This window comes from Kaistia geumhonensis, from assembly GCF_030815145.1.
Lineage (GTDB): Bacteria > Pseudomonadota > Alphaproteobacteria > Rhizobiales > Kaistiaceae > Kaistia > Kaistia geumhonensis.
The window spans coordinates 3,442,151-3,455,677 of the sequence record NZ_JAUSWJ010000001.1 but is presented as its reverse complement, the minus strand read 5'-3'; the positions used below and the strand labels follow the sequence as shown (position 1 = coordinate 3,455,677).

At 68.9% G+C, this 13,527-nt stretch carries 13 protein-coding genes; 6 read left to right on the top strand and 7 right to left on the bottom strand.

All coding sequences use genetic code 11. The features are described from left to right. The first annotated feature begins 10 nt into the window (after positions 1–10). Entirely contained in the window at positions 11–1,021 is a 1,011-nt protein-coding gene (gene cydB, locus QO015_RS16300; protein ID WP_266282993.1) for a cytochrome d ubiquinol oxidase subunit II, read from the top strand. Positions 1,022–1,152: 131 nt separating this feature from the next. After that, positions 1,153–2,181, top strand: a complete 1,029-nt coding sequence (locus QO015_RS16295) for a DNA topoisomerase IB (protein ID WP_266282995.1) — start codon at positions 1,153–1,155, stop codon at positions 2,179–2,181. On the opposite strand, the gene QO015_RS16290 is transcribed toward QO015_RS16295, so the two are convergent. Then, the gene (locus QO015_RS16290; protein WP_266282997.1) at positions 2,178–2,444 is read right to left on the bottom strand and encodes a hypothetical protein; all 267 of its coding nucleotides are present in this window, start codon (positions 2,442–2,444) and stop codon (positions 2,178–2,180) included. The genes QO015_RS16295 and QO015_RS16290 overlap by 4 nt on opposite strands. A gap of 353 nt (positions 2,445–2,797) precedes the next feature. Between QO015_RS16290 and QO015_RS16285 the strand changes: the two genes are divergently transcribed. Beyond that, positions 2,798–3,175, top strand: coding sequence for a response regulator (locus QO015_RS16285; RefSeq protein ID WP_266282999.1), 378 nt, complete (start codon positions 2,798–2,800; stop codon positions 3,173–3,175). Here the strand turns inward: QO015_RS16285 and QO015_RS16280 are convergent. The 3 genes from QO015_RS16280 to zwf all read right to left on the bottom strand — a co-directional run bounded on the left by QO015_RS16280 (position 3,170) and on the right by zwf (position 6,650). Further along, positions 3,170–4,195: a glycosyltransferase family 4 protein gene (locus QO015_RS16280; RefSeq protein ID WP_266283000.1), complete on the bottom strand. Its 1,026-nt coding sequence runs from the start codon at positions 4,193–4,195 to the stop codon at positions 3,170–3,172. The two genes, QO015_RS16285 and QO015_RS16280, sit on opposite strands and share 6 nt — an antisense overlap. 83 nt (positions 4,196–4,278) lie before the next feature. After that, on the bottom strand, positions 4,279–5,109 hold the full coding sequence (locus QO015_RS16275; RefSeq protein WP_266283001.1) for an HAD family hydrolase: 831 nt from the start codon (positions 5,107–5,109) through the stop codon (positions 4,279–4,281). Then, a complete protein-coding gene (gene zwf, locus QO015_RS16270) occupies positions 5,106–6,650 on the bottom strand; it encodes a glucose-6-phosphate dehydrogenase (protein WP_266283002.1) in 1,545 nt (514 codons plus the stop codon). The genes QO015_RS16275 and zwf overlap by 4 nt, the downstream gene beginning before the upstream one ends. Positions 6,651–6,845: 195 nt before the next feature. On the opposite strand from zwf, the gene QO015_RS16265 reads away from it, so the two are divergent. From QO015_RS16265 to QO015_RS16255, 3 genes are read left to right on the top strand one after another with little or no spacing between them, the layout of a single operon-like run. Further along, the gene (locus QO015_RS16265; RefSeq protein WP_266283003.1) at positions 6,846–9,290 is read left to right on the top strand and encodes a glucan 1,4-alpha-glucosidase; all 2,445 of its coding nucleotides are present in this window, start codon (positions 6,846–6,848) and stop codon (positions 9,288–9,290) included. 43 nt (positions 9,291–9,333) lie between these two features. Beyond that, positions 9,334–10,032, top strand: coding sequence for an ROK family protein (locus tag QO015_RS16260; protein WP_266283005.1), 699 nt, complete (start codon positions 9,334–9,336; stop codon positions 10,030–10,032). A 38-nt stretch (positions 10,033–10,070) separates the two neighbouring features. Beyond that, positions 10,071–10,391, top strand: coding sequence for a hypothetical protein (locus QO015_RS16255; protein WP_266283007.1), 321 nt, complete (start codon positions 10,071–10,073; stop codon positions 10,389–10,391). A 15-nt stretch (positions 10,392–10,406) separates the two neighbouring features. Here the strand turns inward: QO015_RS16255 and QO015_RS16250 are convergent, their stop codons facing one another. From QO015_RS16250 to QO015_RS16240, 3 genes are read right to left on the bottom strand one after another with little or no spacing between them, the layout of a single operon-like run. Continuing rightward, a complete protein-coding gene (locus QO015_RS16250; protein WP_266283009.1) occupies positions 10,407–11,561 on the bottom strand; it encodes a M24 family metallopeptidase in 1,155 nt (384 codons plus the stop codon). A 28-nt stretch (positions 11,562–11,589) separates the two neighbouring features. Beyond that, positions 11,590–12,537 (bottom strand): oligopeptide/dipeptide ABC transporter ATP-binding protein, encoded by a 948-nt coding sequence (locus tag QO015_RS16245; RefSeq protein ID WP_266283011.1) that lies wholly within the window; start codon positions 12,535–12,537, stop codon positions 11,590–11,592. After that, complete coding sequence (locus QO015_RS16240; protein WP_266283013.1) at positions 12,534–13,520, bottom strand: ABC transporter ATP-binding protein; 987 nt, start codon at positions 13,518–13,520, stop codon at positions 12,534–12,536. The genes QO015_RS16245 and QO015_RS16240 overlap by 4 nt, the downstream gene beginning before the upstream one ends. Between the last annotated feature and the right edge of the window lie 7 nt (positions 13,521–13,527).

Genomic DNA, 13,527 nt, shown 5'->3' with positions numbered 1-13,527 from the left:
GAGCGACAGGATGAATCCGGTTCTCGACTTCGTGCCGATCTGGACGGCCATCATCGCGCTCGGCGTCTTCTTCTATGTGATGCTGGACGGCTTCGATCTCGGCGTCGGGATGCTGTTCGGGCTCGCGCCCGACACGCCCTCGCGCAACCTCATCATGAACTCGGTCGCCCCCGTCTGGGACGGCAACGAAACCTGGCTCGTGCTCGGCGGCGTCGCGCTCCTCGCCGCCTTCCCGCTCGCCTTCGCGATCATCATCCCGGCCGTGTATTTCCCGGTGCTGGTGATGCTGCTCTCGCTCGTCTTCCGCGGCCTCGCCTTCGAGTTCCGCTTCCGCGATTCCGAGAACAAGACCTTCTGGGACCACGCCTTCGCCTATGGCTCGGGGCTCGCCACCTTCTCGCAGGGCGTCGTGCTCGGCGCCTTCATCCAGGGCTTCGAGGTCACGGACCGCACCTTCTCCGGCTCGTCCTTCGATTTCCTGACCCCGTTCTCGGTCGTGACGGGCATCGCGCTGATGTTCGGCTACGGCCTGCTCGGGTCGGGTTGGCTGATCCTGAAGACGGAGGGCGAGGTCCAGGCGTCGGCCCGCCGCCATGGACGCATCTGCCTCGTCGGCGTCCTCATCGCGATCGGCATCGTCAGCATCTGGACGCCGCTCGCCCAGCCGGTGATCGCGTCGCGCTGGTTCGCCTTCCCCAACATCGTCATCTTCGCCCCGGTGCCGATCGCGGCGCTCGCCGTCGCCTTCTTCACCTGGCGCGCGCTCGGCTCGAGCCGCGAGGCCGGGCCGTTCATCGGCGCGATCCTCCTGTTCCTGCTCTCCTATCTCGGCATCGCGATCAGCCTGTTCCCGATGATCGTGCCCTACAAGTACACGCTGGCGGAAGCTGCCTCCTCGGAGGCGACGCAGGCCTTCCTCCTGGTCGGCACGCTGTTCCTGCTGCCGATCGTGCTGATGTACACCGCCTGGTCCTACTGGGTGTTCCGCGGCAAGGTCCGCGGCCAGTTCGGCTATCATTGAGCGAGGCGACGGCGGCCTCGGCCGCCGCCACCGTCCGCGGGCCGGGAGTGATCGCCATGCCCTGACCGGAACCGCGGCGCTCGCGCCGGATTGATTTCCCGCGCCGCCGAGCCGGTGGCGGGAGGTCGATCATGAGCGAAACGGTGACGGAGCGGCAGGCGCTGGAGCGGGTCGAGGCGGCGGGCCTCGTCGTCCGGCGCGTGAGGCGCGGCAGGGGATTCTCCTATCTCGGGCCCGACGGGAAGCGCATCGACGACGTCGCCGTGCTGGCGCGGATCCGCGGCCTCGCCATCCCGCCCGCCTATGAGGAGGTGCGCATCGCCGCCTCGGCGAGCGCGCATCTCCAGGCCATCGGCCGCGACGCGGCCGGACGGCTGCAATACCGCTATCATCCGGACTGGGATCTCGAGCGCGAGGCGCACAAGGCCGAGCGGCTGGAGACGCTGATCGAGGCGCTGCCCCGCATCCGCGCCGCCGTGCGCAGGGATATCGCGCTGGCGACGCTGCGCCGCCGCAAGGCGGTCGCCTGCGCGGTCGCGCTCATCGACGCGACCCATATCCGCGTCGGCTGCGAGCTCTATCTCCAGTCGAGCGGGGCGCGCGGCGCCGCGACGCTTCTGAAGCGGCAGGTGAAGCTCAACGGCCGCGGTCTCGCGCTCAACTTCCGCGGCAAGGGCGGCGCGCAGATCAGTTGCACGGTCGAGGACCGGGCCCTCGTGCGGGCGATCCGCCGCATCGCCACCATTCGCGGCTCCCGGCTGCTGCAATATGTCGACGAGACCGGAGCCGCACATCCCGTCAGGGCCGCCGACGTCAACGCCTATCTGAAGCGCATCTCGGGGCGGGACATCTCCGCGAAGGACTTCCGCATGCTGGCAGCGAGCGCGACTGCGGCCGAGCACCTCGCCCAGGTCGAGCCGGGGCCGTCCGAGCGGTCGCGCCGGCGGCAGATTGCCGAGGTCATGAAGAATGTCTCGGCCGACCTCGCCAACACGCCGACGGTCGCACGAAAGAGCTATGTCCACGCCCTGGTGGTACAGGCCTTCGAGGACGGGGTGCTGCCGGCCATCCTGCGCCGGGCCCGTTCGGGGCGCGTCCGCAGCCGGGGCGAGAACGCGCTCGCCCGGCTGCTCCGCGCCACGCGCACCGCGCCGGGCTAGGCGCGGTCGAGCGTCTCTTCCTTGGTGAGGCTGGTCGGCGCCCATTCGACCGGGTGGAGCCCGGTATCGGTGCGCCAGCGCGCCCAGTAGGCGTGCTCGCCCTGATCCTCTGGGCCGTCTTCCTTCAGCATGTCGTCCTTGGTCCGCCAGCGCATGAGATGGCTTTCGCCATTGCCCTCCCGCCCTATGATCAGGCGTCCGTCCTTCGGCGCGGTGTCGATCGTCTGGAACGGGCCTTGCTGCCCGAGATCGTCGGTTGTCATCTTGGTCTCCTTTTCGATGGGGCCGCTCATGCGGCCGCGAGCCGCGCCGCCGGGATCGCGCATCGCTTTCCTGTCGGCTCCGGCACGATCGGCTGTGCCGAGCCAACGCCTCGCTCCTGCCAGAGTTGCGCGGGAATTGTCGGCGGCGTGGAACGAGCGGGCAGGCTCGCGATTCTGTATCGGTCCGGTGGCTCGACCCGCCGGCGTCGCAACGAAGTGCGGGAGGACGACCAACATGCATGACCGCTCGACCTTGGCGGCATTGCGCCGCTCCGCCTTGCCTTCTGGCCGGGGCTGACGCGGATGTCCCTCACAGCCCCCGCAGCCACCCGCGCAACGGCGGGACGCCCCGCATGACCGACGCGCCGCTTCTCTCCGGGCTCAAGATCCTGATTGTCGAGGACGACGTGATCATCGCCGAGGCGATGTCGGACAGTTTCGTCCGCGCCGCCGCCACCGTCATCGGCCCGGCCTTCTCGGTGCGACAGGCGCTCGGGCTGATCGGCGAGACCCGGCCCGACGCCGCCGTGGTCGACATCAACCTGAATGGCGAGCTGGCCTTCCCCGTCGCCGACCGGCTGCGCGCCGACGGCGTGCCCTTCGTTTTCGCGACCGGCTTCGACGCGTCCGAGATTCCGGAGCACTACGCGACGATCGGCCATTGTTCCAAGCCGGTCGATCCCGCGGCGCTCGCCGAGGCCTTCTCCTGGCTCAATCGCAAGCCGCTATGAGGCGGCGCCGCCGAGGAGCGCGCGATAGACGTCGACATAGTCCGCCGCCATGCGGCGATCGGTGAAGCGTCGCTCGAAGGCGGCGCGAACGCCGGCGCGCGGAATGCGGTCGATCGTCTCGACCGCCGCGACGGCCGCGTCGATGCTCTCGACGATCCGGCCGCTGATGCCGTCCTCGATCACTTCCGGCACCGCGCCGTTGCGCCAGGCGACGACCGGCGTCCCGGCAGCCATCGCCTCGATCATCACGAGGCCGAACGGCTCCGGCCAGTCGATGGGGAAGAGCAGCGCCCGCGCACCGGCCAGAAGCGCCGCCTTGCCGGCATCGTCGACCTCGCCGAGATAGTCGACGACGGGATTGTCGAAGAGATGCGCCACCTCTTCCGCGAAATAGCGTTCGTCGGCAGCGTCGATCTTGGCCGCGATCTTGAGCGGGATTCCGGCGCGCGAGGCGACCTCGATCGCGCGGTCGGGCCGCTTGTCCGGGGAAATGCGGCCGACGAAGAGCAGGTGCCCCTCGCCGCCGTCGCCCATCGCCACGAGATCGGCCGGCATGCCGTGCGGCACGGTGGCGACGAAGCGCGCCTCGGGAAGGAAACTGCGCTGGTTCTGCGAGATCGCGACCAGCGGCATGCCGGGGTTGGTCGCGATCGCGTCATGCGCCGCCTCCGAGTCGAGCCTCAGATGCAGCGTCGTCACGCATTTCTCCTCGAAGCCGCGGAAGGGGACGAAATGCGCGGTCTCGGTGTGGAAATGCACGATGTCGAAGCTGTCGATCCGGCTCATGACCGCCTCGAACAGCGCCGCCACCGCCTCGGGGCTCGCGCCGGCGATGCGGTCGGCCGTGGGCCGGACGGCGATAAGTTCGGCCGCCGTTCGGGAATCGCCCGTCGCGAAGAGCGTCACATCGTGGCCATCGGCGACGAGCGCCTCGGTCAGCCAGGAGACGACCCGCTCCGTGCCGCCATAGAGCCGCGGCGGCACGGCTTCGACCAGAGGCGCGACCTGAGCGATGCGCATCAGCAAATCCTCCCCTGCGTGATGCCGCCTAACCCACCGGCCGGGCGGTGGTTCCGTCGCTTCGCGCGGGGGAGGAAGGCTGCTCAGCCCATCAGCGGCAGGATCATCGTCTCGATCGCATGGGCTACGCCGTCCTCGGCATTCGAACGCGTGACGAGGTCGGCCTGCGCCTTGATGTCGTCATGGGCGTTGCCCATCGCGATGGCGAGGCCGGCGACCGCGAACATCGGCAGGTCGTTCGACATGTCGCCGATCACCGCGACCTCCTCGAGCGGAACGCCGAAATGCCGCGCCAGCGCGGTGACGGCATGGCCCTTGTCGGCGGTCGGATGCGTCACGTCGAGATAGTAGTTCTGCGAGCGCCGCGCCGCGGCCGTGTCGCCGAGAAGCGCCTGCAGCTTGCCCTCGGTCTCGGCGAGACGGTCGAAATCCTTCGACGAGCCGACCAGCTTGCCGATCTCGCCAAAATGCCCCTCGAAGCTCGGAACGACGACAGGATCGAAGCTGACCGTGTGCTCCTCATGTGCGACGTAAGGGCCGTCCCGGTCGGTGACGTACCAGTCGTTGCCCGAGAAGATCCAGACATCGGCGCCCGTCGCCGCGATCTCGGCTGCCGCGATCCGCGCCGCCGCCTCCGGCACGAAATGCCGCTCGACCGGCGAAAGGTCGCCGCGCACGATCGACGAACCGTTGAAGCCGGCGAAGAGGTCGAGCTTCAGCGGCTCCGCGACATGCAGCATGCCGCGCGGCGGCCGGCTGGAGACGATCGAGAAGAAGCCGCCGGCGGCCCGCAGCCGGTCGACCGCTGCGATGGTCGCCTCGGTGACCCGCTTGTCGGGGCTCGGCGTCACGATGGTGCCGTCGACGTCGGAGACGAAGAGCCTGATCCGCTTGGGGAGAGCGCGCGCGTTCATTTGCCGGCCTTGTCGTCGAGCGAGAACCACGAGAAGCCGTCGCGCTCGATCAGCGTGTCGGCGGCGACGGGGCCGGCGGTGCCGGCGCGGTAATAGTGAATTTCGCCCGGCAGCGTGGCCCAGGCCTCGAGGATCGGCTCGACCGCCGCCCAGCCCGCCTCGATATTGTCCGCGCGCTGGAAGAGCGTCGCGTCGCCGACGAGGCAGTCATAGATCAGCGTCTCGTAGCCGGTGGACGGCTCGCGCTGGAAATAGTCGGAATAGCGGAAGTTCATGTCGACCTCCGCGAGGCGGACCGCCCGGCCCGGCACCTTGGCGGCGAGCCGCAGCGAGATGCCCTCGTCCGGCTGCACGCGGATGATGAGCGCGTTCGGCTGCAGCGAGCTCGTCGGCGTATCCTCGAACAGCGTGTGCGGCGGGCTCTTGAACTGCACCGCGATCTCGGTCTTGCGCACCGACATCGCCTTGCCGGTGCGGATATAGAAGGGCACGCCCGACCAGCGCCAGTTCTCGACCTCGAGCTTCAGCGCGACATAGGTCTCGGTGCTGCTGTCGAGGGCGACGTCCTGCTCCTCGATATAGTCCTTCACCGGAGCCCCGCCGATGGACCCGGCGGCATACTGCGCGCGCACCGCGAGGCGGTCCGCCTCTTCCGGGCGCGGCTTCTTGATCGCCTGGATGACCTTGGCCTTCTCGGTGCGGATGGCGTCGGCATCGAACGAGTTCGGCGGCTCCATCGCAATCATCGCGAGCAGCTGGAACATGTGGTTCGGCACCATGTCGCGCAGCGCGCCGGTGGCGTCGTAGAAGCGGCCGCGCCGCTCCACCGTCACGGTCTCGGCGGCGGTGATCTGCACATGGTCGATGAAGTTGCGGTTCCAGATCGGCTCGAAGATGCCGTTGCCGAACCGCATCGCCATCACGTTTTGCACCGTCTCCTTGCCGAGGAAATGATCGATGCGGAAGATCTGGTGCTCGTCAGCCGCCGCGAGCAGCCGCGCGTTCAGCGCCCGGGCGGAGGGCAGGTCCATGCCGAACGGCTTCTCGACGACGATGCGGCGGAATTCCGATTCGCTCTCCTCCATGAGGCCGGCCTTGGCCAGATGGTCGGCGATGGCGCCGAAGAAGCGCGGCGCAACGGCGAAATAGAACACCGCGCCATGCGATTCCGGCTCGTTGGCGGCGATCCTCGCCTTGACGGCGTCGTAGGTCGCCTCGCTCTCGAAGTCGCCGATGATGTAGCCGGTGCGCTCCATCAGCCAGCGCCAGGCGTCGGCATCGACGTCGGCATTGCCGGCAGCCGCGAGTTCCTTGGCCGTCTCGGTGAGGAAGGCGCGGTAGTCCTCCTCGGTATGCTCGACGATGTCGACGCCGACGATGCGGAACTTGTCGTCGAGCGCGCCGTCCTTGGCGAGATTGTACAGCGAGGGCATCACGAGGCGCTTCGTGAGATCGCCCGATCCGCCGAAGATGATCAGCGTCGAGGGCGGGGCCGGCGTCGCGTCCTTCGGCAGGACCGGCTTACCGGGAAATGCGGTCATCGGACGTCCCCTTCTCCTGATGCGTTCATCGACGCTGAACCCTTGCTTGCGGCCGGCCGCGCTAAGGCGGCGTTAAGCCCGGCCGACGGTCACGCCCGAACGGCGCTCCGAACGATACCCATAAACCGTGCGACCGCATGGATTTACGACGGATTGCTGCCTAAGCTGCAAGTCCAAAGCGACGGAGAAGCGAGAATGGATACGACCGGGGAGAAGACACCGCCTGGCAAGCCCGGCCTGCCGCCGCGCTGGACGTCGAGCGCCAAGACCGGCGTCGGCACCGCGGGAACCGCCGCCAGCCGCATCTGGTTCACGCTCAGCCATGGCATCCTCAACGAGATTTACTGGCCGCGCGTCGACGCCGCCTGCACGCGCGATTTCGGCTTCATCGTCACGGGCGCCGACGGCTATTTCGTCGAGGAGAAGCGCGATTGCGACCACTCGATCGCGATGATCGAGGAAGGCGTCCCCGCGTTCCGAGTGACCAACACGGCCCGCGACGGCCGCTGGCGGATCGAGAAGGAAATCCTCACCGATCCGAAGCGCGAGACGCTGCTGCAGCGAATCACCTTCGAGGCGCTGCAGGGCGAACTTGCGGATTACCGCGTGTTCGGCCTCCTCTCGCCGCATCTCATCAATTCCGGCGCCGACAACACCGCCTGGGTCGACGACTACAAGGGCATGCCGATGCTGTTCGCGACCGGCGGCAAGGCCGGCGCGCTCGCCCTCGCCTGCTCGGTGCCGCTGGTCTCCCGTTCGGTCGGCTATGTCGGCACCTCGGACGGCTGGCAGCAGCTCTCGGCGAATGGCCACCTCGAGGAAGGCTATCGCATGGCCGAGGCCGGCAATGTCGCGATGTGCGCCGAGATCGACTTCGCCGGCCATGACGGCCATGCCCTCGTCGCGGTGGGCTTCGGCTCGCGCTGGCAGGAGGCGGCCTACAAGGCGAAATCGAGCCTGCAGACCGGCTTCGAGACGGCGCGCCGTGGCTATGCCGCCGGCTGGCGCGCCTTCCAGAAGGATCTGGAGCCGCTCGACCGTCCGGCCGGCGCCTCGAACCTCAACAGCTACCGAATCAGCACCGCGGTGCTGGCGACGCACCAGCCCGATTCCTTCCCCGGCGCCGCGATCGCCAGCCTTTCCATCCCGTGGGGCTTCAACAAGGGCGACGAGGATCTCGGCGGCTATCACCTCGTCTGGCCGCGCGATCTCGTCGAGACGGCGGGCGGCTTCCTCGCGGCCGGGGCGACGCAGCAGGCCAAGGCCGTGCTCTCCTATCTCGCCTCGGTGCAGGAGGCGGACGGTCACTGGTCGCAGAATATCTGGCTCGACGGCTGGCCCTATTGGGGCGGCGTCCAGATGGACGAATGCGCCTTCCCGATCATCCTCGCCGACATGCTGCGCCGCCACGGCCATATCGACGCCACCGAGGCACACCGCTTCCTGCCGATGATCGAGAAGGCGGCGCGCTTCCTCGTCCGCAACGGCCCGGTCACCGGGCAGGACCGCTGGGAGGAAGATGCGGGCTATTCGCCCTTCACGCTCGCGGTCGAGGTGGCCGGCCTCCTCGCCGCGGCCGACATCTTCGATCTCGTCGGCCATCACGACAGCGCCCGCTATCTGCGCGAGACGGCCGACAGCTGGAACGAGGACATCGAATACTGGACCTATGCCCGTGACACCGAGCTCAGCCGCAAGCTCGGCATCGACGGCTATTACGTCCGCATCGCCGCCCCCGACCAGGCGGACGCGGCCTCCCCGCTCGACGGCTTCGTGCCGATCAAGAACCGTCCGCCTTCGGAAACCAACCAGCAGGCCTCGATGCTGCTCAGCCCCGACGCGCTGGCGCTGGTGCGCTTCGGCCTCCGGGCGGCCGATGATCCGCGCATCGTCGATACGGTGAAGGCGATCGACGCCACGCTCCGCATCGAGTTGCCGCAGGGACCCATCTGGTACCGCTACAATGGCGACGGCTATGGCGAGCATGAGGACGGCAGGCCCTTCGACGGCACCGGCATCGGCCGGCCCTGGCCGCTCCTGACCGGCGAGCGTGCGCATTACGAGATCGCCGCCGGCCGCCTCGACATCGCCGAGCAGCTTCTCGACACGCTCGAGGCCTCGGCGAGCCCGGGCGGCATGCTGCCGGAGCAGGTCTGGGACCAGGCCGACATCCCGGAGCGCGAGCTCTATCACGGCCACGCTTCGGGCAGCGCCATGCCGCTGGTCTGGGCGCATTCCGAACACATCAAGCTGCTGCGCTCGCTGCGCGACGGCGCCGTGTTCGACATGCCGCCGCAGACGGTGCAGCGCTACCAGAAGGACAAGGTCCGCGCCGCGGTGCGCATCTGGCGCTTCTCGGAGAAGATCCGCACCGTCGCGCATGGCCGCGCGCTGCGCATCGAACTCGAGGCGCCGGCGCTCGTGCACTGGACGAAGGACGACTGGAAGACCGTCGAGGACACGCCGACCGCCGAGAACAGCTTCGGCATCCATTTCCTCGATATCGACACCAGCCGCATCCGGGCCGGGCGCGCAATCCGCTTCACCTTCTACTGGCCTGAAGGCGAGCGCTGGGAAGGAACCGACTTCGAAGTCACCGTGGAGAAGGCCCGCCACGACGGCGGACATTCCGGCCGCTGACCGTTTCGGCACGACGAGACTGAAAAGCAACGAGGAGACATCCATGCCCGGCATTCTCGCGATCGATGTCGGCGGAACCGGCCTCAAGGCCGCCGTCATCGACGACAAGGGCGACATGCTGACCGATCGCGCCCGCGTTCCGACCCCGCATCCCTGCCCGCCCAAGGTGTTTCTCGAAGCGATCACGGAGCTGGTGAAGCCCTTCCCGGCCTTCGACCGCATCTCGGTCGGCTTTCCCGGCGTGGTGCGCAACGGCGTCATCCTGACCGCTCCCAATCTCGGAACGGAGGACTGGAGCGGCTTCCAGCTCGGCGAGGCACTGTCGAAGGCGCTTGGCGGCCATCCGGCGCGCATCATCAACGACGCCGAGATGCAGGGCATGGCGGTGATCGGCGGCAAGGGGCTGGAATTCGTGCTGACGCTCGGCACCGGCGCCGGCACGGCGCTGTTCCGCGACGGCGATCTGATGCCGCACATGGAACTGGCGCATCACCCGATCCACGACGACAAGACCTATGACGAATATCTCGGCAACGCCGCCTACGAGGCCGAGGGCAAGAAGCACTGGAACCACCGGGTGGAAAAGGCGATCGGCCTCATCTACACGCTGCTCCACTACGACATGCTGCATATCGGCGGTGGCAACGCCAAGCATATCGAATTCGAGCTGCCGAAGAACGTGACCATCGCCTCCAACGAGGCGGGGCTCGAGGGCGGCGCCGGCCTCTGGAAGAAGCGCTGACGCAGCGTCACCGGTCGCAACGCGGAAGGACAGGACCTTTGGATCTGATCGAGCAGCTCGGCGCGCTTCATCACGCGCTGCACCAGGACGTCACCTTCGCCGATCCGGCCGCTTGGCGGGCGGCCCTCGACGGGATCGGCAAGGCGCTGGACCAGGAGCCCGGCATCGACAAGTTCGACCGCGAGACCCTCGCGGTCATGCGCACCAAGATCGAGGCGCTGATCGCCGAGCTTGAAAAGGGAACCGGCGAGCCGGATTTCGTGCCGGCCCGCACCTGGGTCGCCGCGCTCGGCACCGCCATCCACCGCCGCCGCGAGGCGGCACGCCGGCCGGCGAACGACCACGGACGCGTCCACTGACGCGGCAAATGCCGCTCAGGCGTCGACGATGATCAGGTCCTGGAAGCCGTTGGTGAGCTTCTCGCCGCCATCGGGGCGCACGACGATGCAGTCCTCGACGCGGGCCGAGAAGCTGCCGTCCTGCAGGATGCTCGGCTCGACGGTGAAGATCATGCCTTCCTGCACGACCGTGTCGCTGCCCTTCGTCAGGAAGGGCGGCTCGTGCACGTCCGCGCCGATCGCGTGGCCGAGCCGGTGGCGGAAGGCCTTGTCGTAGCCGGCAGCGGCGATGACATCGCGCGCGGCCTTGTCGACCTCGGCGCAGGTCGCCTGCCCCGCCTTCAGCGCCGCGATGCCGGCGGCCTGCGAGTCCATGATCAGGCGATGCACCTTGATCTGCTCGGCGCTCGGCGCGCCGAACGAGACGGTGCGGCCATAGTCGTAGCACATGCCGTCCAGCACGGCGCCGAAGTCGAGCAGCACGGAGACCGGCGGGTTCAGCTTGCGCGGCCAGGTCTTGAGCGGCTGGCCGAGCAGCATCGGATGGTTGGTGCCGGTATTGTAGAGCGAGGTCGTGAAGGACGGGCCGAGCGAGCCGTGCCGCTTCATCTGGTAGTCGAGCTCGGCGACGACATCGAGTTCGGTCATTCCGAGCTTGAAGCTGGCGATCGCGTCGGTCAGCGCCGCCTCGGTGATGCGCCCCGCCTCGCGCATGATCGCGATCTCGTCGGCATCCTTGATGACGCGGAGCTGGCGCAGGATCTTGGTCGCCGAGACGAAGCGGGCGTCGGGGATCAGCTTCTGGATCTCGATCAGCGATTCCGCCTCGGCATTCTCGCTGACCGCGACGCGCGGCGCGGCCGGCAGATTCATCTCTTCGATGATCGCCTTCGCCATCACCGCCGGATCGTCCCAGTCGCCGAGCACTCGGATCTCGAAGCCCTCGATGCCGCCCTTGCCGCCGAGTTCGGCGGTCATGCGCGGCAGCGTCAGGATCGGCCCCTTGTCGGCCGAGAGCCACGCGCCTTCCAGCCAGGCGCCGGGATGCAGCACGCGGCCATAGTTCGGCACGTCGCGGTGGATGCCGGTCAGATAGTCGAGATCGGTCGCGATGGGGAAGAACACGAGATCGGCGGCGCCGGCGATGAGGCCCTGGAAGCGCTGCATGCGCTGCTTGTAGTTGATCATCATGCGTCTCTTCGTTGGTGGCGGGGACGGTTCAGGCGAGAAGGGTCTCGGCCAGATGGCAGGCGGCCATGCGGCCCGGAACGATCGCGCGGAAGGCCGGCTCCTCGACGGCGCAGCGCTCGATGGCGATCGGGCAGCGCGGATGGAAGCGGCAGCCGGGCGGCGGCGCCACCGGATCGGGCACGTCGCCGGGCAGGTCGTCGGGCAGCCGCCCCTCGCCGTCCGGCTCGGTGATGGCGCCGATCAGGCCGCGTGAATAGGGATGGGCCGGCCGCGCCCACAGCGCCTCGCTCGGCGCGCGCTCGACGATCTTGCCGAGATACATGACCGTCGTGACGTCGGCGATGCGGCGGACGATGGAGAGGTCGTGCGAGATGAACAGGAGCCCGACCCTGAGATCGGCGACGAGGTCGACCAGCAGGTTGGCGATCGAGGCCTGCGCCGAGGCGTCGAGGGCGGAGATCGGCTCGTCGGCGACGATGCAGCGCGGATCGGCGGCGAGCGCACGGGCGATGGCGATACGCTGGCGCTGCCCGCCCGAGAACTGGTGCGGGAAACGGTCCGCGATGCCGGCCGAGAGGCCGACCCGCTCGAGGCATTCGCCGACCGACCGGAGCGTGCCGCCATGCCCGGCGGCGACGCGCAGGCCGTCGGCGATCAGGTCGCCGATCGGGCGGCGCGGATTGAGCGAGGAGAACGGGTCCTGGAACACCATCTGCAGCCGCCGCTGCGCCGGCGGACGCGCCTTGCGGCCGAGCGGCTCGACGGGCGCGCCGTCGAAGGTGACGCTGCCGCCGGCGGGGCTGATGAGCCCGACCGCCGCCTTGCCGAGCGATGACTTGCCGCAGCCGGATTCGCCGACCAGCGCGACGATCTGGCCCTCCTCGACATCGATGTCGCAGCCGGCGACGGCCGTCACCACCGCGCCCGAATGGCCGCGATAGCGCACGAAGAGATTGCGGACTTCAAGGAGGCTCATGCCGTCACCGCCGCCAGCGGATCGATCGGGCAGGCGATCGCATGGCCCTCCGCGACCGGAAGGAGTTCGGGGATGTCGGCGCGGCAGATATCCGCGGCGAAGCGGCAGCGGGGATGGAAGGCGCAGCCTGCGGGGAAGCGGCCGATCGAGGGCGGCGAGCCGGGCAGCGCCTTCAGCGGGTGGTCGGCGGGACTGCCATGCGGCAGCGCGTCGAGCAGCCCGCGCGCATAAGGGTGGCGCGGCCGTGCCAGCACCGCTGCGCGCGACCCGCGCTCCACGACGCGGCCGGCATACATGACATAGACGCGGTCGGCGAGCGCCGACATCACGCCGAGATCATGCGTGATCAGCAGCACCGAGAGCTTCAGCTCGCGGCGGAGATTCTCGATGAGCCGCAGGATGCCGGCCTGAACGGTGACGTCGAGCGCCGTCGTCGGCTCGTCGGCGATGAGCAGGCGCGGTCCGGCCGCCAGCGCCGAGGCGATGGCGATGCGCTGGCGCATGCCTCCGGAGAACTGGTGCGGAAAGCGCGCCATCGCCTCTTTCGGATTGGGGATGCGCACGCGGTCGAGCATGGCGATCGCGATCCGGTCGGCCTCGGCGCGGCCGATGCGCCGGTGCTGGACGAGATGCTCGGTCATCTGCCGCCCGACCGAGAGCATCGGATGCAGCGCCGTCATCGGATCCTGGAACACCATCGCGAGATCGCGTCCGCGCACGGCGGCGGCGCCGCGTCCGCCATTGCCCATCAGCTCGCGCCCGTCGAACATCACCCGGCCGCCGGTCGTGGCCCCGGCCGGCAGCAGCCCGAGCGCCGCGAGCGCCGAAAGCGTCTTGCCGCTGCCGCTCTCCCCGGCGAGGCCAACGATCTCGCCCTCGCCGATCGCGATGTCGACGCCGCGCACGGCGAGCGCCCGGCCGCCATCGGCGGTCGGCAGGCTGATCGAGAGGTTCTCGATCGACAGGAGCGGCGCGCCGGCCATCAGCGGA